Annotated in this window: 21 protein-coding genes; 10 read left to right on the top strand and 11 right to left on the bottom strand. The window is 72.6% G+C overall.

The window, feature by feature from the left end; translation table 11 throughout:
* Nucleotides 1-16: 16 nt before the first annotated feature.
* Nucleotides 17-559 (top strand): MarR family winged helix-turn-helix transcriptional regulator, encoded by a 543-nt coding sequence (locus ACRYCC_RS16850; RefSeq protein ID WP_433813088.1) that lies wholly within the window; start codon nt 17-19, stop codon nt 557-559.
* Nucleotides 560-611: 52 nt separating this feature from the next.
* Here ACRYCC_RS16850 and ACRYCC_RS16855 read toward each other — a convergent pair whose 3' ends face one another.
* Both ACRYCC_RS16855 and ACRYCC_RS16860 read right to left on the bottom strand, forming a co-directional pair.
* Nucleotides 612-1736: an AAA family ATPase gene (locus tag ACRYCC_RS16855; RefSeq protein WP_433813090.1), complete on the bottom strand. Its 1125-nt coding sequence runs from the start codon at nt 1734-1736 to the stop codon at nt 612-614.
* Complete coding sequence (locus tag ACRYCC_RS16860) at nt 1723-2508, bottom strand: RNA ligase family protein (protein WP_433813092.1); 786 nt, start codon at nt 2506-2508, stop codon at nt 1723-1725. Before ACRYCC_RS16860 ends, ACRYCC_RS16855 begins: the two co-directional genes overlap by 14 nt.
* 137 nt (nt 2509-2645) lie before the next feature.
* On the opposite strand from ACRYCC_RS16860, the gene ACRYCC_RS16865 reads away from it, so the two are divergent.
* The 6 genes from ACRYCC_RS16865 (at nt 2646) to ACRYCC_RS16890 (ending at nt 6866) form a co-directional block, all read left to right on the top strand.
* The gene (locus ACRYCC_RS16865) at nt 2646-3434 is read left to right on the top strand and encodes a GNAT family N-acetyltransferase (RefSeq protein WP_433813094.1); all 789 of its coding nucleotides are present in this window, start codon (nt 2646-2648) and stop codon (nt 3432-3434) included.
* Nucleotides 3435-3506: 72 nt separating this feature from the next.
* Nucleotides 3507-4376 (top strand): alpha/beta fold hydrolase, encoded by an 870-nt coding sequence (locus ACRYCC_RS16870; protein ID WP_433813096.1) that lies wholly within the window; start codon nt 3507-3509, stop codon nt 4374-4376.
* A gap of 56 nt (nt 4377-4432) precedes the next feature.
* Nucleotides 4433-5392 carry an LLM class flavin-dependent oxidoreductase gene (locus tag ACRYCC_RS16875; RefSeq protein ID WP_433813098.1) on the top strand — a complete coding sequence of 320 codons (960 nt, stop codon included), beginning with the start codon at nt 4433-4435 and terminating at the stop codon, nt 5390-5392.
* A gap of 150 nt (nt 5393-5542) precedes the next feature.
* Complete coding sequence (locus tag ACRYCC_RS16880; RefSeq protein ID WP_433813100.1) at nt 5543-5899, top strand: ArsR/SmtB family transcription factor; 357 nt, start codon at nt 5543-5545, stop codon at nt 5897-5899.
* On the top strand, nt 5896-6456 hold the full coding sequence (locus ACRYCC_RS16885) for an SRPBCC family protein (protein ID WP_433813102.1): 561 nt from the start codon (nt 5896-5898) through the stop codon (nt 6454-6456). Before ACRYCC_RS16880 ends, ACRYCC_RS16885 begins: the two co-directional genes overlap by 4 nt.
* On the top strand, nt 6453-6866 hold the full coding sequence (locus tag ACRYCC_RS16890) for a VOC family protein (protein ID WP_433813104.1): 414 nt from the start codon (nt 6453-6455) through the stop codon (nt 6864-6866). The genes ACRYCC_RS16885 and ACRYCC_RS16890 overlap by 4 nt, the downstream gene beginning before the upstream one ends.
* A gap of 13 nt (nt 6867-6879) precedes the next feature.
* Here the strand turns inward: ACRYCC_RS16890 and ACRYCC_RS16895 are convergent, their stop codons facing one another.
* Together ACRYCC_RS16895 and ACRYCC_RS16900 are read right to left on the bottom strand one after the other, a co-directional pair.
* Nucleotides 6880-8037, bottom strand: a complete 1158-nt coding sequence (locus tag ACRYCC_RS16895; protein ID WP_433813106.1) for a glycoside hydrolase family 183 protein — start codon at nt 8035-8037, stop codon at nt 6880-6882.
* 148 nt (nt 8038-8185) lie between these two features.
* Nucleotides 8186-8989, bottom strand: a complete 804-nt coding sequence (locus tag ACRYCC_RS16900) for an SAM-dependent methyltransferase (protein WP_433813107.1) — start codon at nt 8987-8989, stop codon at nt 8186-8188.
* A 231-nt stretch (nt 8990-9220) separates the two neighbouring features.
* On the opposite strand from ACRYCC_RS16900, the gene ACRYCC_RS16905 reads away from it, so the two are divergent.
* Together ACRYCC_RS16905 and ACRYCC_RS16910 are read left to right on the top strand one after the other, a co-directional pair.
* Nucleotides 9221-10081: a putative protein N(5)-glutamine methyltransferase gene (locus ACRYCC_RS16905; protein WP_433813108.1), complete on the top strand. Its 861-nt coding sequence runs from the start codon at nt 9221-9223 to the stop codon at nt 10079-10081.
* Between the two features lie 150 nt (nt 10082-10231).
* Nucleotides 10232-11185, top strand: coding sequence for a LysR family transcriptional regulator (locus tag ACRYCC_RS16910; protein ID WP_433813109.1), 954 nt, complete (start codon nt 10232-10234; stop codon nt 11183-11185).
* Between the two features lie 64 nt (nt 11186-11249).
* Here ACRYCC_RS16910 and ACRYCC_RS16915 read toward each other — a convergent pair whose 3' ends face one another.
* The 5 genes from ACRYCC_RS16915 to ACRYCC_RS16935 form a co-directional block, all read right to left on the bottom strand.
* The gene (locus tag ACRYCC_RS16915; protein WP_433813111.1) at nt 11250-12377 is read right to left on the bottom strand and encodes a coiled-coil domain-containing protein; all 1128 of its coding nucleotides are present in this window, start codon (nt 12375-12377) and stop codon (nt 11250-11252) included.
* 40 nt (nt 12378-12417) lie between these two features.
* On the bottom strand, nt 12418-14706 hold the full coding sequence (locus tag ACRYCC_RS16920) for a lanthionine synthetase LanC family protein (protein ID WP_433813113.1): 2289 nt from the start codon (nt 14704-14706) through the stop codon (nt 12418-12420).
* Nucleotides 14707-14711: 5 nt separating this feature from the next.
* Nucleotides 14712-15824, bottom strand: coding sequence for a phosphotransferase family protein (locus tag ACRYCC_RS16925; protein ID WP_433813115.1), 1113 nt, complete (start codon nt 15822-15824; stop codon nt 14712-14714).
* Nucleotides 15821-16291: a hypothetical protein gene (locus tag ACRYCC_RS16930; protein ID WP_433813117.1), complete on the bottom strand. Its 471-nt coding sequence runs from the start codon at nt 16289-16291 to the stop codon at nt 15821-15823. The genes ACRYCC_RS16925 and ACRYCC_RS16930 overlap by 4 nt, the downstream gene beginning before the upstream one ends.
* A gap of 210 nt (nt 16292-16501) precedes the next feature.
* Nucleotides 16502-16990, bottom strand: a complete 489-nt coding sequence (locus tag ACRYCC_RS16935; protein ID WP_433813118.1) for a GNAT family N-acetyltransferase — start codon at nt 16988-16990, stop codon at nt 16502-16504.
* 118 nt (nt 16991-17108) lie between these two features.
* Here ACRYCC_RS16935 and add point away from each other — a divergent pair, with 118 nt between their 5' ends.
* Nucleotides 17109-18056 (top strand): adenosine deaminase, encoded by a 948-nt coding sequence (gene add, locus ACRYCC_RS16940; protein WP_433813120.1) that lies wholly within the window; start codon nt 17109-17111, stop codon nt 18054-18056.
* Nucleotides 18057-18079: 23 nt separating this feature from the next.
* Here add and ACRYCC_RS16945 read toward each other — a convergent pair whose 3' ends face one another.
* Both ACRYCC_RS16945 and helR read right to left on the bottom strand, forming a co-directional pair.
* Nucleotides 18080-18523: a DoxX family protein gene (locus tag ACRYCC_RS16945; RefSeq protein ID WP_433813122.1), complete on the bottom strand. Its 444-nt coding sequence runs from the start codon at nt 18521-18523 to the stop codon at nt 18080-18082.
* A gap of 218 nt (nt 18524-18741) precedes the next feature.
* Entirely contained in the window at nt 18742-20910 is a 2169-nt protein-coding gene (helR, locus tag ACRYCC_RS16950) for an RNA polymerase recycling motor ATPase HelR (protein ID WP_433813123.1), read from the bottom strand.
* Between the last annotated feature and the right edge of the window lie 587 nt (nt 20911-21497).

The raw sequence follows: 21497 nt of genomic DNA on the forward strand, positions 1-21497 counted from the left end.
CATGTAGCGTGAGGGAATGACCGACAGCCAGCCCTGCACCGACGCCGGAACCGGGGACGTCCAGCCGCTCGATCCCGCCCAGCTGGGCGCCTACTTCGTGCTCATGGAGGCCGTCAGCCTGCTCCAGCACCAGGTCGAACAGCAGCTACGCGCCGAGGGTGGCATCAGCTACGTTCAGTTCCAGTTGCTGGCCCGCCTCGCCGGCGGCCCGCTGACCATGACGGAGCTGGCCGACGGCGTCGTCTACAGCCGCAGCGGTCTGACCTACCAGGCCGGCCTTCTGGAAAAGGCCGGCCTCATCACCCGCGGCCCCAGCCCCGACGACGAGCGCGCCACCCTGGTCACCGTCACCGACGACGGCCGGGCCCTCATCGACCGCGTCCTCCCCGGCCACATCCAGGTCACCCGCCGCCTGCTGTTCGACCCCCTGGCCAACGACGACCTGCGCCACCTCGGCGACATCATGACGCGGGTACGCGACCACATGCGCGCCCAGCCACCCCGCTCCGCCGCCCCCCGCAAAGGCCGCACCGCTCCCGCGGCCCCGGCCGCCTCATGACCGATCGCGCTGTGCCTCCCGGCGACCGCGCGGTCGCCGGGAGGAACCCCGGTCAAACCGTGGACAGCCAGCGGACGACGTGCGCCTCGGTCGGGTCCGGGGTCTCCCACCGGCCGACGAGCCGGTCGATCACCGCGTCGGGCACCGGGGCCTCCCGCGCCCGGTTGCGCTCGCGCAGCACCCGCGGCGGCGCCTCCAGCGCGATCAGCTCCACCCGCCCCCGGTAGCCCGCGGCCAGCCCGACGCACTGGTCCCGCAACTGGCGCGAGACGTTGGTCGCGTTCCACACGAACGAGCGCCCCGCCCGCAGATGCCCGCGGGCCAGCCCGTGGGCGGCCGCCACCACCGGCCGCTGGTCCCCGCCCGGCCGCACCCCCAGCTCGGCCCGCAACCGGTCCAGGCTCACCACCGGCAGAGCCGGCCGGTGGCCGGCGATCCAGTGGTCCTTGCCCACCCCGGGCAGCCCGGACAGCACGGTGACGGTGAGCCGGGTGTCGTCGTAGGCCGCGTAGTCCGGATCCCTGCCCGGGGTACGGAAGTACCAGAAGCGGGCGTGGTCGGAGGGGAACCACCGGGGCCCGTCCAGGCAGCGCTGCTCGGCGCAGTACTCCTCGTACAACGCGATGTTCTCCAGGACCTCGCCGGTGTCGCCGCAGACCCGGCCGAGGATGTCCGCCGTCGCCAGCAGCACCAGATCGTCGTTGCGGGCCAGCAGGCTCACCCGGAACGCGATCTGCTGCAGGTCGGGCCGCTCCAGCGCCCAGAACGGCACCTGATGGTGGCGCACCAGCGCGGCCACGTGCTCGCGCCACTCCACCGGCGCGCCCAGCTCCCACAGCAGCCGCCGCACCATCAGGTCGCCGCGGCGGGAATGCCCGCGCGCCGTGATCCGCCCGTCCTCGCCGGTCTGCGTGCAGTACGGCTTGGCCACGTCGTGCAGCAGCACCGCCGCGAACAGCCGCGTCCGCTCCTGCGCCGGGCGGGCCCGCCAGCCGGGCAGCGCGGCCAGCGCCTCGCACGCCATCCGGGTGTGCACCTCCACGTCGCCCTCGGCGTGGTGGACCGGGTCCTGCGGTACCCCGGCGAGCCGGCGCACCCAGTCGAACGCCTCGCGGATCTCCGGCCACGGCACCCGCCACTCCGGTGCGGCCGGGCACAGCTCCTCAAACACCCGCATAGAGCGCCTCCGGATCGGCGAGGCCGTTCGCCACGATCGGCCGGTCCAGCCAGTGCCCGCCGGAGTCGAGGATGGCCGTCAGGAAGCTCGGCCGCACCCACTTCAACCGGCCCACCGTCCGGCCGTCCTGCTCGACCTTGACGTACAGGCCCTCCATCTCCTCCGCCGCGTCGGTCTCCGCCGTCACCTGTTCCGGATCGCAGCCGCCCGCGATCGCCGCGGCCCGCAGCGCCTCCCGCCACCGCGGGGTCCGGCACGTCGACGGCCCGGCCAGCGCCGACAGCGCGCCCAGGTCGGGCAGGGTCCCGGTGTGCAGCACCGGCACCGAGCACACCGGGGCGCCGTCGAGCAGTTCCCGGCGCCGCTCGGTCGACAGGAACGCCTCCTCCTCGCGGTCCAGCACGTCGAACTCGCAGAAGTAGTGGGGGAGGGCGTCGTAGAACATCGTGTGCTTGGCGTACAGCCACTCGCCGTACATCACGTACCGCTCACCCAGCCTCGGCCACAGGGCGTGCCGCACCGCCGCCGCCCACGCCTTGAGCGGCCCGAACTGGCGCTCCCTCGGGCCACCGGTCAGATAGTGGCCACGGCTCTGCAGGCGCAGCTCACCACCGGCGGAGAAGCTGATCGCGGCGTTGGCGCCGTCGAGCTTCTCCTCCACGACGAGGAACCTCCCGGCCACCTCGGCGTACGGCACGGCCGCGAGATCGTGATCGCCGGGCTGCAGCCGGGACCCTTCGAGGTGAGGGGTGCGCGGGTATTTGCGGAACATATGACCCGTTGTAGGGGATCGCCGCCGAGGCCACCACCGAATATCCCGGCACATCCCGGCCAGGCCGCGTGCCCGGAGAGCCACCCCCGCCCACCGGGACGAAAAACCATTTGCCCTGCTCACTAGAGTCGTTCTCCGTGACCGAACTCGACACCCTGCTCACCGCCTACGACGAGCAAATGCGCGGCGCGCCACCCGTCCCGGCCGCGGGGACGCGGCACGAGCACGACGGCCCGCTGCTGCGGATCGTCGGCCAGCACCGCGGCTTCGTCAGCGGGCCACGTGACCTGGGCGTACGGGGAACGGACCTCGATCGGCTGATCACCCGCCAGCGCGACTACTTCGCGGCCCGCGGCGAGGCGGTCGAATGGAAGACCCGCGGCCACGACCGGCCGGCCGACCTCCCCGAGCGGCTGCTACGGGCGGGGTTCGTGCCCGAGGAACGCGAGACGGTGGTCATCGGCCTGGCCGCCCGGCTGGCCACCGACCAGGCCGACCCGCCGGGCGTCGTGATCCGCCAGGTCGCCACCGACCTCGACCTCCGCCGGATCGCCGACCTGCAGACCGCCATCTGGGGCCAGGACATGGGCTGGCTGGCGGACGACCTGATCGCGCGGGTCGCCGCCGCCCCCGGCGACATCACGGTGCTGGCCGCGGAGGCGGACGGCGAACTGGTCTCCGCCGCCTGGCTCGTCCTCCGACCCGGCACCGACTTCGCCGGGCTGTGGGGAGGCTCGACGCTGCCCGCCTGGCGGGGCAAGGGGATCTACCGGGCGCTCATCGCGCATCGCGCGCGGCGGGCCGCCGCCCTCGGGGTCACCTACCTGCAGGTGGACGCCTCCGCCGACAGCGAACCCATCCTGCGGCGGCTCGGGTTCCAGGCCGTGACCACCACGACCCCCTACGTCTGGTCACCCGCCGGCTGAGCGAACCCGCGCCGTGAACCCGGCCGGGCAGCAGGGGCGTTTGCCTCTTCCCCGGCGGGGAACCCCTCCGCGATGTTCTTCGAGGGCTTCACGCTGGACCGGATCGACGTCGGCGAGGCCGAGCTGCGCGTCCGGCACGGAGGCTCGGGACCTCCGCTCCTGCTGCTGCACGGCCATCCCCGCACCCACGCGACCTGGCACAAGGTGGCCCCGCTGCTCGCCGACCGGTACACGGTGGTTTGCCCGGACCTGCGAGGGTACGGGCGATCCTCCAAACCGCCCACCACCGCCGACCACGAGCCGTACTCCAAGCGCGCCATGGCCCGCGACTGCCTCGCCCTGATGCGGGCGCTCGGGCACCAGCGGTTCGCGGTGGCCGGCCACGACCGGGGCGCCTACGTGGCCACCCGCACCGCACTCGACCACCCCTCAGCCGTGACCGCCGCCGTCATCATGGACGCGGTGCCGATCGGCGAGGCCCTGGCCCGGTGCGACGCCACGTTCGCCGCCTCCTGGTGGCACTGGTTCTTCTTCGCCCAGACCGCCAAGCCCGCGGAGCGGATCATCAACGCCGACCCGGACGCCTGGTACGGCGCCACCGGCGAGCACATGGCTCCGGAGGCCTGGCGCGACTACCAGGACGCCATCCACGACCCGCGGACCGTGCACGCCATGATCGAGGACTACCGTGCGGGGCTCGGCGTCGACCGGGCCCACGACGACGCCGACCGCGCCGCCGGGCGCCGCATCACCTGCCCCGCACTGGTGCTGTGGGCGGCCAAGGACGACCTGGAGGACCTCTACGGCGACCCGCTGTCGCTCTGGCGGGACTGGACGGCCGACGTGCGGGGCCACGCCCTGGACTGCGGCCACCACCTCGCCGAGGAGGCGCCCGGGGACCTGGCCGCCGCGATGGCGTCCTTCCTGGCCGAGGCGCTGTGACCGGAGCGGGCCCGGGCCCTTGAGCTCAAGTGCGGTTGAGGGTGCAGGCTCGGCGCATGGCGATCGATGCGAACGGCCCCGGCCCGCGGCGTGACCTGGAGATCGGCGTGATCCTGCCCGGGATGGAGGCCCAGCTCCGGGACGGACTGGATCTGCGCACCGCGGCGCGGCACGCCGAGGACGCCGGTCTGGACGGCGTGTGGCACGGCGACCACCTCGCGACCGGGACACCGTCGCTGGACTGCCCGATCGCGCTCGCCACCGCGGCGGCCGTCACCACGCGCATCCGCATCGGCGCGAGCGTGTTCGTCCCCGGCCTGCGCCCGCTGGCCTGGGCCGCGAAGCAGGTGGCCGGTCTCCAGCACGTCACCGGCGGGCGGCTGATCCTCGGGGTGGGCTCCGGGGGCGGCCCCGCGCAGTGGGCGGCGGCCGGCATCGCCTACGCCGAACGCGGCCGGCGCACCGACACCGCGCTGGGCCTGCTTCCCCGGCTGCTGGCCGGGGAGCCGACCCCGCTCCCGGACGAACCCGGCGGGCCGGAGGTTGAGCTCTCACCGCCCGTCCCGCCGCCCCCGATCTGGGTGGGCAACGCCTCGCCGGTCGCGATCCGGCGCGCCGCACGGTTCGCCGACGGCTGGTTCCCCTCGCTGGTGCCGAACACCCAGGTGGCGGCGGGCGCGGCCCGGCTGGCCGAGCTGGCCGCCGCCCACGGCCGGCCGGTGCCGACGATCGCCCTCGGCGCGACCGGCGCGCTCGGCTCCCGACCGGGGCTGCCGACCCGGGCGGAGATCGCCTCCCGCCTCGCCGGCGGCTACGGCATCCCGCTGGATCAGGCACTCACCCTGCCGATCACCGGCGGCCCGCAGGAGGTCGCGGAGCGGCTGGCGGCCTGCCGGGCGGCCGGCGCCCGGCACGTCGTGCTGGGCTTCGCCGGTGCCGGCTGGCGAGAGCAGTGCGATGTCCTCGCGCAGGCCAGGGCGCTGGTCGACGCCGGCCTGCCCGCGGCGTCCGGCTGAGAGCGGGCCGCAGTCCTTCCCGCCGTCCTTCCCACGGAGCGGCCGGGATCCAGACGGGCCCTTTACGGGCCAGGGACGCGGGTGGTTGACAGCCGGCCTGAGGGCCGTGTAGAAAACCATGAGGTTATTCAACTGGAAGGTTATGGACTCATGACCCCCGACCGGCTCGATGCGACGTTCGCGGCACTGGCCGACCCGACGCGCCGGGCGATCCTGTCCCGGCTGGTCGCGGGGGAGGCCACGGTGACCGAGCTGGCGGCACCGTTCGCCATGAGCCAGCCCGCCGTCTCCAAGCACCTCAAGGTGCTGGAACGCGCCGGTCTCATCTCCCGGGGACGCGACGCGCAGCGACGGCCCTGCCGGCTCGAGCCCCGCCCGCTCCAGGACGCCACCGTGTGGCTGGAGAACTACCGCCGGTTCTGGGAGGAGGGCTACCAGCGCCTCGACGCCCTGCTGGAGGAGCTCAAGGGCGAGCAGAGCAGCGAGACCGAAGGAGACCACTCGTGAGGAACCCCGGGCCCCTGAGGGTGGCGACGCCCTCCGACACCGAGATCGTCCTGACGCGGGAGTTCGACGCCCCCCGCCGCCTGGTCTTCGACGCGTGGACCCGGCCCGAGCTGCTCAGGCGCTGGCACGGTGCGCGCGGCTGGAACCTCGTCGTCTGCGAGGTCGACCTGCGCGTGGGCGGCGCCTGGCGCTTCGTCTCCCGCGGCCCCGACGGCGCCACCATGGGCCATGGCGGGGTCTACCGCGAGATCACGCCGCCCGGCCGCCTGGTCTACACCGAGTCCTTCGACGACCAGTGGTACCCGGGCGAGTCGCTGGTCACCCATGTCCTGGCCGAGGACGCCGGCAGGACCACGCTGACCAGCACGCTGCTGTTCCCCTCGCGGGAGGCCCGCGACATCGTGCTCGCCTCACCCATGGAACGCGGACTCGCCGAGGGCTACGCGCTGCTCGACGAGGTGCTCCTGGCGCACCGGCGGCACGACCCGGCCGGCCCCGCCCCGACCGGCCCCGCCCCGACCGGCCGCACCCCGGCCGCACAAGGAGATCGATCGTGAACTGGACGCTGGAAGTGGTGACGGTCCCGGTCTCGGACCTGGATCGCGCCAAGGCCTTCTACGCCGAGCGGCTCGGCTTCAACGTCGACCACGACACCAGGAGCGGCGACGGGCCCGGATTCGTCCAGCTGACTCCTCCCGGGTCGGGCTGCTCCATCGTCGTGGGAGAGGGGATCGTGAACATGCCGCCGGGATCCCTCCAGGGCCTGCAGCTGGTCGTGTCCGACGTCCACGCCGCGCGCGCCCTGCTCGTGGAGCGCGGCGTGGAGGTCAGCGAGGTGCAGGTGGCCGGCGGATCGGGGTTCCGCCCGAGCCGCGCGGAAGACGATCTCAACAACGTCGGGTTCGTCTTCTTCAGCGACCCGGACGGCAACGGCTGGGCCGTGCAGCAGATCACCGCCCGCGCCTAGCACCCCGCCCTTCTCACCAGGGCACCGCCATCACGCCCACGTGGTCGTTGGAGGGGTCGTAGTAGGACATCAGCAGGTTGCTGCTGGTGCTGAGTTCCGGATGGCCGAAGTAGGCGCGGCAGAGGTTCAGGCCGGCCTGCCCGCCGCACGGCGCGTTGCCGGTGCGGGTGATGGTCCACCCGCTGGTCAGCGACGTGGATCGCCAGACCCGGAAGGCCCCGGTGATGTCGGGCTGCTCGATGAGGACGAAGCCCTTGCCGAGAGCGGAGAAGTCCTCGACGTGCACCGCGATCGGCTTCGCCCCGGACAGCACGGACTGCGCGTCGGCGTAGTTCGCCGACCAGCCGGTGCCGTTCCAGTAGCGGTAGTTCGACCCGACCCGCCAGGCGGTCTGCGTCGCGGTGACCCGCGCCAGCGTGACCCTGCCGCCGGCGCAGACGCCGAACGCCGACGAGTCGCACACGTAGCCGAACAGGTAGAGGTACCCCCCGGAGAAGATCGGTGATCCGAGGACCTTCTGGAACGGCAGCCCGGACAAGGTGGTGAAGACCTGGGTCTGGCCGCTCAGCGCGTTGGTGGACGGCTTGTACTCCACCAGCCCGAACCGCTCGGCGGGCAGGCCGTTCGCATGCACACAGACGTCGGCGTAGGTGATCAGGAGCTTGGTGGTGTCGGCGGTGCTGGGCTCCTGCGCCACTCCGGAGATCCACGAGGCCCCGTAGGAGGAGCCGGGCACCTGGCAGGTCGTGCCGTCCGGCAGGACCAGCCCGGACGGCACCGGCAGGAAACCCGCCGGGGGGCGGTTGCTCGGCGCGGCGATGGCCGCGGGGGGCGTCGGGATCTCGGTCAGCGTCGTGGGCACCTGCCCAGGCGTGTAAGCGCCCACCGCCGCGGTCGCGCCGAGCCAGAACCCGGAGGACGTGCCGCTCCACGAGGAGTCGCAGAACAGCCACAGGCTCTGGGTCGAGCTGCCGGGGAGCTTCTTGCTGAAACCGCAGTCACGGCTGACGTTGTTGCCCGCGGCGGAGGTCTCGAAGCGGCTGAGCACCTTGGCCGGGGGCGCCACGTCGGCGCGGGCCGGCGCGGTGAGCGCGACGGTGAGCAGCAGCGCCGTGGCGAGGCAGAGAAAGAAGCGGAGCAGGAGACGGAAGGGAGGTGCGCTTCGGGTCACTGTCGAGCCTCTCTGGAGGGCCGGCGATTCGTCGAGCGGCGGGCAGGGCGCCTTCACTGCGAGCCTATGGCGAACACTGGTGTTCTACGACAAGCCCAGAGTGACCGCTGGTGATTGGCCGGGACCGGACAACGCCGGCTCGTGATCGCTACAGCCGGCCCGGAGGCCGGCGGCCGACGCCGCCGAACACCGCGACCTCTTCGGGCACACCGAAGGGCGTGGTGTCGAGCCGCCACCGCGAGCACGACACCACGCCGGGCTCCAGCAGCCGCAGCCCGTCGAAGTACCCGGCGATCCGCTCCGGGCTGCGGGGCGTGTAGGGCACCGCGCCGCTTCCCTCGTTGTAGCGCCGGATGGCCTCGACGTAGGCCGGATCGGTGTCGGCGCCGTCGTTGAGTCCCAGGTAGCTGCCGGCCGGCAGGCCCGCCATCAGCCGGTTCACGATCGAGCGTGCCTCGTCGTAGTCGCTGATCAGACCCAGGATGCCCATCAGCATGAGCGCGACGGGCCGGTCGAAGTCCAGCGTCCGGGCGGCCTCCCGCAGGATCGTGTCGGGGTCGCGTACGTCGGCGTGGAGGTAGTCGCAGGCGCCCTCGGGGGTGCTGACGAGCAGTACCTCGGCGTGGGCCAGGACGAGGGGGTCGTTGTCGACGTAGACGATGCGGCTCTCCGGGGCCACGCCCTGGGCGATCTCGTGGGTGTTCTCCGCGGTCGGCAGGCCGGTGCCGATGTCGAGGAACTGGCGGATGCCCTCCTGCCCGGCCAGGTGCCGCACCGCGCGGCCGATGAAGGCGCGGGACTGACGGGTGATGTCCACCATGCCGGGGAAGATCTCCAAGACCTTCTCGGCGGCCTTCCAGTCGACGGGGTAGTTGTCCTTGCCGCCCAGCAGGTAGTTCCAGATACGGGCCGAGTGCGGGACCGTGGTGTCGATCCTGGGGGATTCGGTCATCGTGCGCCCCTGTTCATCCAGTCGTATGGATGGCCGTTACCTACGATCTTGCCACGCTCGTCGTCGGCGGCGAGGGGGCTGGTAATGTTGCCATCTCCAGCAGTGGACGTGCCGAGAAGGAGGTGGGACCCATTACCGCCAGACCAGGCCGGGTGCTCTCACCTCACGGCCGTGCGGTCCACCCGGCGTAGGTGACCGAGAGAGCGCCCTTCGGCTTCCCGAAAGGCTCTCATGTCGCTTTCCGCAGCACCGCCTCCTGAATCCGTCGTCGCTACCAGGCTGCGCGCCGCCGGCTGTGTCTTCGCCGAGGACGAGGCCCGATTGATCATCTCCACGGCACGGACGCCCGCCGACCTCGCCGCGATGGTGGACCGGCGCGCCGCCGGCCTGCCCCTCGAACACGTCCTCGGCTGGGCGGACTTCTGCGGCCTGCGGATGGCCGTCGACCCCGGGGTCTTCGTCCCCCGCCGCCGCACCGAGTTCCTCGTCCGCCAGGCCACCGCCCTCGCCCGGCAGGCCACCGGCCCCACCGGAGCCGCCACGGGGCAGGCTCTCGACGGGCCACGCCCCGTCGTCGTCGACCTGTGCTGTGGCTCGGGCGCGATGGGCGCCGCGCTGGCCGCGGCCCTGGGCCGGATCGACCTGCACGCCGTCGACATCGACCCCGCCGCCGTGCGGTGCGCCCGCCGCAACCTCGCCGTGGCCGGCGGCCAGGTCCACGAGGGGGACCTCTACGAGCCGCTGCCGGCCACACTGCGGGGACGTGTCGACGTCCTGGTCGCCAGCGCACCGTACGTCCCCACCGAGGCGATCAGGCTGCTGCCCGCGGAGGCCCGCCTTCACGAACCGCGAGCGGCGCTCGACGGTGGCGCGGACGGGCTCGACGTCGTGCGGCGGGTGACCGCCGGCGCACCGCTGTGGCTGGCACCCGGCGGACGCCTGCTGGTCGAGACGAGCGAGAACCAGGCGGCGCGGACCGCCGAGGCCGTCGCCCGCCACGGGCTGATCCCGCGGGTGGCGGCGTCCGGCGAGTTCCGCGCCACCGTCGTCATCGGGACCAGACCCGCCCACCCGGACGGGCCGTGCGGTTAGTCCGGCGCAGGGTGCCGCGAACACGAGGCCGTACTGCCTGAACAACCTCGCGTTGACCAGCGAGACCCTTGGCGAGCAGCCGAGCTGCGGATCAGACGACCGGTCTGGCAGCGAGCCACAACCATGCGTTGTGGGCTAAGGTCGGTCGGCGTGGATCTCCATGCCGTGCGCACCTTCGTCGCCGTCGCGGACGTGGGGCAGTTCCAGGAGGCGGCCGGTGAGCTGTCGATCAGCCAGCAGGCCGTCTCCAAGCGCATCGCCGCGCTGGAGAAGGACCTCGGTGTGCGGCTGTTCGCCCGCACCCCGCGCGGAGCCCAGCTGACCATCGACGGGCAGGCGTTCCTGCCCCACGCCCGTGACCTGCTCCGGGCCGAAGAGCGCGCGGCCGCCTCCGTGCGGCCCGGCCGCCGCGCGCTGCGCGTCGACGTGATCGGCCGGCAGCTCGCGCCGGCAGGTCTGCTCCGCGGCTTCCACCGCGCGCATCCCGAGATCGAACTCGCCGTCATGACCCTCTTCGACGCCGATGCGGCGATCGCCGCAGTCCGGTCCGGCACCATCGACGCGTCCTTCCGCGCCGTCACCCTGCCCGCGCGGCAGCTCCCCGACGACATCCAGACAGCCCGGGTCCTCGACGAGCCCATCCAGCTCCTCACCGGACCGGCCCACGAGTTCGCCGCCGCCCGCGCGGTCACGCCCGCCGAGCTTGCCGGGCACCGGATCTGGATGCCCGGCATCGTCAGCGGAACCGAGTGGGCCGCCTACTACGACGAACTCGCCGCCGCGTTCGGGCTCACCATCGATCCCATCGGCCCCAACTTCGGCACCGAGCCCCTCCTGGACGTGATCGCCGGCTCCTCGGCACTGGCGACCTTCGTCGGCGAGCAGACCCGGCTCGTCTGGCCCGCCGACTACGGCCTGCGCCGCATCGCCGTGCAGGATCCGACACCGGTCTACCCGCACTCACTGATCTGGCGCGGCGACAACTCCCACCCGGGGCTCACCGCACTCCGCGACCACCTCGGCTCGGCACGTCCCGGCCACCGCGACGCCGAGACCTGGACACCGGCCTGGGCACGCTCGGCCCCACCGCGCCCGCCCAGGTGACGGGGCCCGTACCGGGGGAGTCAGAGGCAGAGGAAGCCGCGCGCGGTGCGCCAGGCCGTGACGATCACTGGGGCGGGACCGTCTCGGCGCCCGGCTCCGGTGCGTTCCGCGCGGCGACCGCCGCGGCGAGCCGGGTCTCAGCGATCACGGCCCGCTCGCGCTGGGCACCGGCATCACGCCGCGCGGCGTCGCGTTCCCGTTCCAGCATCTCCTCGGTGGCGCGGGCACCCGCCTGAACCGCCCGCAGTTCGGCACGCGCCTCGTCCCTCTCCCGGCGGCTCTGCTCGGCCCTCTCCTCGGCCGCGGCCCGCTGCCGCTCCGCGTGGGAGGCGGCCTGCCGGGCCTGTTGGACCTGGTCCTCGGCCTCCTGCCGGGCCCGTACGGCCTCGCGCTCGGCGGTCTCGGCCCGTGCACGGGCATCGCGGGCTTCGGCCTGCGCGGTGAGGGCCTCCTCGCGGGCGGCGGCACGCGCTGCCTCGGTACGGGTGAGCGCACCGGCCAGGTCGTCGTTGTCGGTACGCGCCCGGTCGAGCCGCGCCTGCATCGCGGTCCGTACCGTGGTCAGCTCCTCCTGGACGGCACGTACCCTCGCGGCCAGCTCGTCGCGTGCCCGCTCCGCGCCCGCACGTGCGCCCTCCGCCTGGCCGCGCAGCCGTTCGGACCCGGCGACCTGGTCCGCGGCCTCGTGTTCGCGCCGGTCGGCATCCTGGCGGGCGGCCTCCGCGGCGCGCTCGGCATCGGCCCGCGCCTTCCCGTCGGCGGCGGCCTGCCGCTGGGCGGCCGCCTCCCGGGCCTCGGCGAGTCCGGCACGGGCCCGGTCCTCGTCGGCCTCCCGCCGGGCCTGCGCCGCGTCCGCCTGGGCGGTGGCGACCAGGCCGAGAGCGCCTTCCTCGGCGGCGGCGAGCGCATCGTGGATACGGGTCAGCGCGGTGAGCACCGGCGTGGTGAGGGGGGAGAGGGTCTCGGCCAGGTCGCGGAGCTCGCTCAGCGGTTCGGCGATCTGGGAGTCCAGGGGCACCCGTTCGCGTCGCGCCGCCTCCTTGCAGGTGTCGTCGCAGTACTTGCGCGGGCGGCCCGCCTTCGGGGCCGGAAGCGCCTTGCCGCAGTGCGCACAGACCCGTACGGGCTGCTGGGCGTCGCCCGTCTGTGCCGCCTCGTCGCGGGACGGGCCGGCCTGCTCGAGATCTGCCACGAACCGATGCTATTGCCAGGCGCGGCGATCAGGGCTCCGCCTACCCGAGGACGAGTGAAGACGGCAGGCCGGAGGTGCCTTCGCCGGCCTCGCTGAGCAGAAGGTGCCCGATCCCCGCCGCACCGGTCAGCAGGGACGGCGTCCGCCGGGCCCAATCCGACACACCTCCGTCAGCGCCCGCGAGTTCGGCGCGCTCGCACAGGTGCTCGGCGGCGGTGTCCGCGGCGCCCGTGAGCTCCGGCGGCGCGGTGAGCCCCTGACGTTCGAGCGTTCTGGCGATCACGAGGTTGCCGCCCAGGCCATGGCACAGCACCATCCGCTCGATCGCGTCGCCGCTCATCCAGGCGAGCGAGCGAACGGTGGTCTCGAACCCCAGCGCCGCCTCGGCGCGCAGGTCGTCGCCGCCCAGCGCCGCCCACATCCGCATCCGGCCCAGCGCGATCCCGGGTGCCCCGTGGCACCAGCCGACCGAGTATCTCCGGCCACGGCGCGGCTGGCCGGTCACCGAGGGCTGGCGGCGGTAGTCGGGCCAGTTGCGCTGGATCCGGGAGAAGCGCCGGCGCTCGTACTCGATCGCCTCGAACGCGGCCGTGCGGTACTCCTCGTGGCCGGTCGCCGCCGCGAGTTCGGTCAGGGAGAGCGCGATCCCGGCGGCCCCGTGGGCGAGCCCCGTCAAGGGCACCGCGGCGTGCGCGGGATTCGGCCAGGTGCGGATATCGCCGGTCCGTACCGCACGGGCCAGCAATTCCCGCCCGAGCCGGTCGGCGATGTCGATGACCGGCCCCCGCACCCCCGCGTCGGCGAGCGCGAGCAGGCCCGTGATGTTGCCCGCCAGCCCCGCCAGCCGGTCGTCGGCCTGGCACACCAGGTCCTGGCCGAGCCGGTCGCGTACCATCCGCTCGCCGCGGGCGACGAGGTCCGGGCGGCCCAGCGGGCCGCCGAGCCGGAGCAGGCACATCGCCACCCCCGTCCAGCCGAGGTGGAGGCTCGCCTCCGCCGGCCGGAGGTTGCGCTCGGTCTCCTGAGCCGCGTAGGCCAGCGCCCCCGCGGCCGCCCGGCCGAAACGGTCATCGCCGACAAGGCCGGCCAGCGGGGCGAGGAGGCAGGCCAGGCCGGCGGTGCCCAGGTAGACGTCTGCTCCCAGTGCCGACCATGAACCGCGCGGGGCGGGCCTCGCGCCGGGGGAGGGGCCGTCGTGCCGCGGTCCCATCCAGGTGCATTCCGCGCCCCGCCACAGGGCCTCCTCCAGCAGGAGTTCACCGACGCCCGCCGCCGCGGAGATCAGCCTCCGCCGCCCGAGCCCGGCCCCGGCCGTCGCGCGGCGGGGGCCGCGGCCCCCGTGCCGGACGGACGGCAGTACCAGGCGGTCGGAAGAGCCCGGGTTGAGGTACGGCGCGGCGACGGAGACCCCGCGAGCCTCCAGCCGTTCGGCGAACGCGCGGGCCCGGCGTGCCGCGCCCCGCGAGGCCAGCACCTCCGCGTCGGACAGCGCCTCCGCCACCAGCCTGCATCTGTGCTGGCCGAAGCTCTCGCCGGTGCCGGGATCCTCGGCGGCGCCGACACCCCGCGCGAGGCGTTTCGTGAGTGCGGGTACGCCGTCCTTGAGCGCCCAGGCGGCCCCCGGGTGCCGCCGCGCGACGACGTCGAGCGCGCCGGGCAGGTGCCGGCCCGGCACGTAGAGGACGGCGGCGTCGCAGCGGGTGTAGGCGTCCGCCATGTTGATCAGCTTCAGGGCGAACGGTACGGATCTGCCATTGAGCTCCTTCGTCAGCATCCGGACGAGCGCGGTCGCCCCGTCGGCGTGGACGTTCCAGTAGAGCCTCTGCACCGGGTCGGAGCCGGCCGCCGGGAACGGGGTCGTCCCGAGCACGAAGCAGAAGCCCGGCTGCGGGGCTCGCAGCAACAGCGGCTGCCGGACGGCGATCTTCCCCGTGCCGTCGGCCGGCGGCTCCCGGGTGACCGAGCCGTGCGGGACGAGGAAGGTGATGCCCTCGCGTTCGGCGACGACCCCGTCCTGACGGGACGCGACGAACCTCCAGTGGTCCTCCGAGGGCCCGCTTCCGCAGGCCGCGTCGTGGATCGTGTCCACGAAGGCCCCGTCGAGCTGCCCTCCGGACCGGACGAGCCGGACACCGGCCGGGACGGGATGCCCCACCACGTAGAACAACTCGTACAGATGCCGGGCCAGGAGGGTGCGCAGCGGGCCCATCCCGTCGCCGTCGGCGGGTGATGCCACCGGGATACGCCGCCCGAACCAGCAGAACGCCGACCCGTCCATGATCCGTACGGAACGGGCGAGGACGTCCAGCTGGTCGCGGTAGGTGGACAAGGCCTTCATCCCAGCGGCAGCCCGAGCAGATGTCGCACTCCCTCGTGCGGTCGCTCCGCGAGGTTGTGCGCGAGTTGCAGCATCAGCACGGACCGGTCCGTCAGCGCCTCGCGGGCGACACAGGTCTCGAAGATGATCCACAACAGCCGGACGACGGCGTTCTGGACCGCTGCTTCGAGCACCGCAGTGCGATCGCCCGCAGGCAGTCTCCGCCGCGTCACATACGCGCGCCAGAACGCCCCGAGAGCCTGCTGCAGGTCGTTCGCCGACAGGGCGGAGCGGGCGAGCAACATCTCGGCGGGCGCGTTCACCGGTGCGGGCATGGAGGACAGCCACGAGGCGAGATAGGCCGCGATGACACAGCCGAGGTCCCAGGTGGGATCGCCGGCTCCGGCGAACTCGTAGTCGACCAGGCGCACCGAGCCGGGTGTGTCGTCCGACGGGGGGATGAGCAGGCAGTGCGGCCACTTGAGCTCGCCGTGGATGACGGCCGTGGGGTGCCACCCCTCACGGCGGCGGACGATGACCTCGGTCAGGGCGGCATCGTGCTGCACCGAGCGTACGAGGCCGGTGGTGGCAGTGCTCAGATGCGCGCGTACGCCCAGCGGAGGAAGATCGAGGAAATAGGCGGACGGCGTGAGCGCCGGCGGGACACCTGCGTGCGGAAGGGCGTGTAGCAGGGCGAGCGCCCGGCCGAGCCGGCGGGCCGTCCGGAGCAGGGACGACCGCGACGAGATGAGCAGCGGGTCCGATGAGCGGGCCCCCGCGAACGCCTGCAGCACCAGCAGCGGGAGATCAGGGTCGTAGCGGACCAGCCGGGGTGCGAGCCGCCGGAAGTCCGCCGACTCCGACAGCGCCGCGTAGATCGACGCCTCCCGCCGGATCGTCACGGCATGTTCGGAACTGGAGGGATGCTTCAGGAAGTAGGCCTCGCCGGAGCCGAACCGGACGAGGCAGCTTGGGTTCCGGCTGCTGTAGGTGGTCAGCACGACATCTCGCAGGCTGAGGTCGGGCAGCGAGATGAGGCCGTAGTCCGCCAGGCAGGTCAGCACACGTCTCGGTGAGCGGGAGCGCAGGGCGGCGGCATGCACGCCGGCGGACCGGACAGGAGCTCTCACGCGATGCAGCACTGGACGCTGTTGATGGTGCAGAAGCAGGTCTGGAACTCGATGGTGGTCTGCGGCTGGCAGATCCAGCTGCCGGAGACCGGATACTCCAGTTGCTCCGCCGAGACCCGGCGTGCACGCCGCGCCGGGGACGGCGCCGCGCACGGGTCGGCCGTGGCGGCCAGGGCGGCGGCATAGGCGCCCTGCAGGAAGCCCGCCTGCAGGTCCAGCGGCAGCGTCTGGACCTTCTCGACGCTCGCGGAGGTCCTGACGATGAGGTGGCTGGGACGAAAATCGCTCTCCGCGGGGTCACTCTGCCGCCCGCTGACGATGTCGGCCGCGGCGATCCTGAGGTAGACGGTGAGGTCGGAGCTGAGATAGAGGCGCCAGTAACCCTCCTCGGTGTCCCGGCCGACGAAGCCGCACAACTCCACGACGTCGGGCGGAGGGTCGGCCGGTGACGGCCGGAGTTCGTCCACGAGAGCGTCCTGATGCAGTGGTTCCGATCGGGCCGCTGCCTGTCCGGCCTCTTCGCTCATCGGCAGACCTCCGCAACCTCGCAGCGACCACGGCCTCAGAGAAGAGGTACCCATGGTGCCGGGCCGGTAACGCCAGGTGTTCCGCGATCTGGACGCATTCGTTCGGCCCGGTCCACGGAGGTGCCGACGAGACGCCGACCGGGAAACCCGTCAAAGAGTGCGGTACATGATGTGCAGTCCGACGTAGCCCTTCACCGGATGCCGGAAGCCCTCCGGGACGGTGCCGAGCACCTCGAATCCGAGCCGCCGGTACAAACCCACCGCCGTCTCGTTCGTCTCCACGACCGCGTTGAACTGCATCGAGCGGAAACCCGCCGCGCGGGCCCACTCGATCGTGTACTCGCACAGCGCGCGGCCCACACCGCGCCCGGAATGCGCTGGGTCGACCATGTAGCTGGCGCTCGCGACGTGCGAGCCGTTGCCCATCTGGTTGTTGTTCATCTTCGCGGTGCCGAGGATCACGCCGTCGTCGTCGACCGCGACGACCGTACGGTTCGGGGCGGACAGCAGCCACCAGCCGCGGCCCTCCTCCTGATCGAGATCGAGCGGATAGGTGAAGGTCTCGCCGGCGGCGACGATCTCGCGGAAGAACGGCCAGATGGCCGGCCAGTCGTCCACGGCGGCTTCCCTGATCAGCATCCGCACAGTATGCCGGTCACCGGGCGCGGAACGCTCTCCCGGCGCCGGCGTCCCCGGCTGCCGGCCGCGGGAATCGTCGCCACCACCGCGCCGGAGGCTCCCGGGTAAGATCTCGGCGGTGAAAGATCTTCACCTGTTGCCCAAGGCTCATCTGCACACCCACCTGGAAAGCACCGTCCGGCCCGGCACCATTCGCGAGCTGGGAGGCGAGCCGCCCGTCCAGGATCGGCCGTTCGCCGGTTTCCGCGAGTTCGCCGACCAGCGGGCCGCCGTGCGCGCGCTGCTACGCGACCGCCGGCACTTCCGCCGTATCGCCGAGGAGTTCTGCCAGGACGAGGCTGCTCAGGGCGTCCGCTATGCGGAGGTCACCTTCACCGCAGCGGCTCACGGCGAGCGCCTCAATGATCCGGAGATGCCGCTGGAAGCGGTGCTGGAGGGTCTGGCCGCCGGGGCGGAGCGGTACGGCGTCCAGACCCGGGTGATCCTGGACCACTCGCGCCGCCGCTCCGTCGAGCGGCTGTGGCGCACCTTCAAGCTGGCCACGCGGTACCCGCAGGTGATCGCCATCGGCCTGGCGGGGGACGAGGCCTACCCGGCGGCACCTTTCACCGAGGTGTTCCAGGCCGCCCGCGAGGCGGGGCTGCACCTGGTGCACCACGCCGGGGAGACGGCCGGCCCGGCCAGCGTCCGGGAGGCATTGACGGCCGGGCACGCCGAGCGGATCGGCCACGGCATCCGCGTGCTGGAGGATCCGGAGCTGGTGGCCGAGCTGCGTGCACGCCGTGTGCCGCTGGAGGTCTGCCCCTCCTCGAACGTCCTGCTCGGGTTGGTGCCGTCCCTGGCGGAGCACCCGCTGCCGCGCCTGGTCGAGGCCGGTCTGACGGTCACCTTGAACACCGACGGGGAGACGTCGCTGGCGGCGGAGTACCAGCGGGTCCGCGAGGTCTTCGGGTACGGCGACACCGAGCTGGCGCACCTGGCCCGTGCCTCGGTCGAGGGCAGCTTCGCTCCCGCGGGGTTGAAGGCGCAGCTCGAGGCCGAGATCGATCGATGGCTACGTGGCTGACGGCGGCAGCGGTGCCGTCGGCGTCAGAAGGACTCCGGCTCGGCCACCGGGACGGGCCGGCGGCGCCCGCGACCGGCCAGGAGCCGGTCCAGCGACCAGGAGCCGGGACCGAAGAACACGATGAGCAGGAAGGCCCAGCAGAACATCACCGCGGGCTCGCCGCCGTTCTGCAGCGGAAGCAGGGCGTGCTTCTGGTGAACGGTGAAGTAGGCGTAGGCCATCGACCCGGACGCCAGCAGCGCGGCCATCCGGGTGCCGAGTCCCACCAGCACCAGACACCCGGTGACGAGCTGGATCAGCGCCGCCCACCAGCCCGGCCAGTCGCCCACCGGCACCGTGCCGCCCTGACCCATCCGGCCGCCCATCACCCCGAAGATCGATGACAGGCCGTGGCAGGCGAACAGCAGCCCGACCACCATCCGAAACAGCGACAAGACGTGTTCGCTCCAGCGATCGACCACATTCACGGGCATCCCCCCTCGGGCCGGTGACGACATGGCGATCACGCGGTCGTGCGCTCTCCGTGCACGTATGAACACTCCATGTGGTCAAGCCTGCCCCACGACCGCCTGATCCGGAGGCCGAACCGGCAGGTCCGTCACCACCCGCTCACCGATCCCCGATGAAGGTGTGCGAGGTGCTCGGCTGACGGTGACGACCTGGACGGCGAGCCGCGTGGCCGAGGTCAGGTGCTCGTGAGGATGACGAGTCGCTGGGTCGCTCGGGTCATCGCGACATAACGGTCGACCGCCCCTTCGATGCCCTTGCCGAACGCCTCCGGGTCGATGAGGACGACCAGGTCGAACTCGAGCCCCTTCGACAGCTCCGGGGTGAGCGACCGGACGCGGGAGGTCTCCCGGAACGTCGGATCGCCGATGACGCAGGCGATCCCGTCGGCATGCGCGGCGAGCCAGGTGTCGAGGACCGAGCCCAGATCCGAGACGGCTCCGTGTACGACGGGGACGTCACTGCTGCGGATGGAGGTCGGCACGTTGGCGTCCGGGAGCACGGCCCGGATGACCGGCTCGGCCTCCGCCATGACCTCTTCCGGCGTCCGGTAGTTGATGCTCAGGGAGGCCAGGTTGATCCGGTCGAGCCCGATCCGCTCGAGCCGTTCCTGCCACGACTCCGTGAACCCGTGCCTGGCCTGGGCGCGGTCCCCGACGATGGTGAAGCTCCGGGACGGGCAGCGCAGCAGCAACATCTGCCACTCCGCGTCGGTCAGTTCCTGAGCCTCGTCCACGACGATGTGCGCGAACGGGCCGGCGAGCAGGTCCGGGTCGGCGCCGGGCAGGGCGGTCTCGTCGATCAGGGAGACCTGCGCGTCCTGTCCGCGCAGCATCGTCACCAGGCCTTCACCGTCGTCGCCGTCGGCGCCGGAGTCGGCTGCGGCCTCGATCAGGCTGTCGACGACCTTGGTCATGTGCTCGCGTTGCGCGGCGATCGCGGCCTCGTGGCGGCGCCTACGTCGTGACGCCTCCGGGTCGCCGAGGCGCTGCCGTGCCGCGTCCAGGAGCGGCAGGTCGGACACCGTCCAGGCCTGGGCGTCCCCGCGCTGCAGCTTCCGAACGTCGTCGGGGCTGAGCCAGGGAGCGCACATCCGCAGGTAGGCGGGTACCGACCACAGGTCTCCGACGAGGTCGACCGCTTCGAGCAGCGGCCACGCCCTGTTGAGGGCCATGAGCAGTTCCCTGTTCTGCAGCAGCGACTTCCGGAGCAGGTCGGCCGGGGCGTCTCCGTCGTACTTGTCCATCAGGATCGTGAGCAGTTCCTCCAAGATCTGGTCGCGCGCCTCGTTGTGCGGAGTACCGGGTTCCGCCGCTTCGAACGCCTCGGCCCAATCGTCGGCGCCCAGCCAGATGTCGGACCAGTGAGTCGTGACCGTCATCCCCTTGGCGGGCGGCTTCTCGTAGAACCTGACGGCCTTCTCGATCGCCTTCACCAGGTTCGCGGAGGACTTCAGGAGGGCCACGTCCGGGTCGGTCTCGATCGCTGCCGCTGCTCCCTCGGCGACGAGGTCCCGCAGGGTGCAGGTCTGCACGCCCTCCTCCCCGAGGTTGGGGAGGACGTCGGCGACGTAGGCCAGGTAGGGCTGGTGCGGACCGACGAACAGCACGCCACCCCGGCGGTGACCGAGGCGAGGGTCGGAGTAGAGGAGGTAGGCGGAGCGGTGCAGAGCGACGACGGTCTTCCCCGTACCCGGACCGCCGTCGACGACGAGAGCGCCGCGGGATCCCGCGCGGATGATGGCGTCCTGGTCGGCCTGGATGGTGCCGAGCACGTCTTGCATCCGGCTCGACCGGTGGCCGCCCAGGCTGGCGATGAAGGCGGACTGGTCGTCGAGCGCGGCGTGCCCTTCGAACCCGTCCGAGGTGAACACCTCGTCCCAGTAGTCGCTGATCCGGCCGCGGGTCCAGCGATACCTGCGGCGGCTTGCCAGACCCATCGGGTTGGCGTGGGTCGCTCCGAAGAACGGCTCGGCCGCGGGGGAGCGCCAGTCGAGCAGCAGCCGGCGACCCGTGCTGTCCGTGAGGCCGAGTCGTCCGACGTACACGGGCTCGGGGTCGTCCGCGCTGACGATGTGCCCGAGGCACAGGTCCAGACCGAAGCGACGCAGGGTACGCAGGCGAGCGGTCAGCCGGTGGATCTCCATGTCCCGGTCCATCGCCTCCTGGCCTATACCGCCGGGTGCCTTGCGCTCGGCATCGAGACGGTCGGACAGGTCGGCGATCGACTGCTCGAGGCTCTCCGCGATGGCCGCGAAGTGCCGTTCGTCGCCGGCGATCAGCGTCGGGTCGGCCTTGGGCGCAAGGTGGCCGGGAAGGTCGAACGCGCTGGTGGTCAGGGGGTCCACCTCATCAGCTCCGATCTTTCGTACGTGTGGCGCTCACGAGCGCCGCTGGATTCTGCGGTGGATGAGAAGGAGGGAGCCGCCTGCGAGCACTGCGCGCGGCAAGGCGTCTGGACCCGCGTGACGAACCTGCTGGCCATGGCGGGCAACGCTCCGCCTGACCTGCTCACCGAGCGCTGCGCGGCTCACCACCCGGGCCGGTGCGCCTCGCGGCACCGCCGCTCGACGAGCCCGCCGGGTGCTGCGCGGGTCCGGCCTCCACTGTCGTGCCCGGGGGAGCCCTCGCCGACGTCGACGTCGCGGCTTCGGGCATCGTCGCGTCGACCGGCCCGCAAGCGACAGTGCCCCCCGAAAGCGGTCAGCTGTTCAGGCACACACGCATTTCGCATCCCCCATGTCCGCTGGTACTGGCCTCGGCCCACGATTCTGCGGCACGACCCGGGTCTTGCCGCAAGCCCCCCGGTCCGCTATACGTTGAGAGTGGAGAGGGGCGGGCACTCCCCTTCCCTCCATCGTCCGCTCCGGACGGACCCCCCCTTAGCGAAGCGGCGGCGCGCCACGTACGGCGGTACCGCCGCCCTCGATGACGC

This window comes from Actinomadura scrupuli (genome assembly GCF_050971785.1).
Taxonomy (GTDB): domain Bacteria; phylum Actinomycetota; class Actinomycetes; order Streptosporangiales; family Streptosporangiaceae; genus Actinomadura_E; species Actinomadura_E scrupuli.

Excerpts from the sequence above, each read along its gene's own strand:
- ACRYCC_RS16850 (WP_433813088.1), top strand. The coding sequence starts at position 17 with ATGACCGACAGCCAGCCCTGCACCGACGCCGGAACCGGGGACGTCCAG.
- ACRYCC_RS16855 (WP_433813090.1), bottom strand. The coding sequence starts at position 1,736 with ATGCGGGTGTTTGAGGAGCTGTGCCCGGCCGCACCGGAGTGGCGGGTG.
- ACRYCC_RS16860 (WP_433813092.1), bottom strand. The coding sequence starts at position 2,508 with ATGTTCCGCAAATACCCGCGCACCCCTCACCTCGAAGGGTCCCGGCTG.
- ACRYCC_RS16870 (WP_433813096.1), top strand. The coding sequence starts at position 3,507 with ATGTTCTTCGAGGGCTTCACGCTGGACCGGATCGACGTCGGCGAGGCC.
- ACRYCC_RS16875 (WP_433813098.1), top strand. The coding sequence starts at position 4,433 with ATGGCGATCGATGCGAACGGCCCCGGCCCGCGGCGTGACCTGGAGATC.
- ACRYCC_RS16880 (WP_433813100.1), top strand. The coding sequence starts at position 5,543 with ATGACCCCCGACCGGCTCGATGCGACGTTCGCGGCACTGGCCGACCCG.
- ACRYCC_RS16900 (WP_433813107.1), bottom strand. The coding sequence starts at position 8,989 with ATGACCGAATCCCCCAGGATCGACACCACGGTCCCGCACTCGGCCCGT.
- ACRYCC_RS16905 (WP_433813108.1), top strand. The coding sequence starts at position 9,221 with ATGTCGCTTTCCGCAGCACCGCCTCCTGAATCCGTCGTCGCTACCAGG.
- ACRYCC_RS16935 (WP_433813118.1), bottom strand. The coding sequence starts at position 16,990 with ATGCTGATCAGGGAAGCCGCCGTGGACGACTGGCCGGCCATCTGGCCG.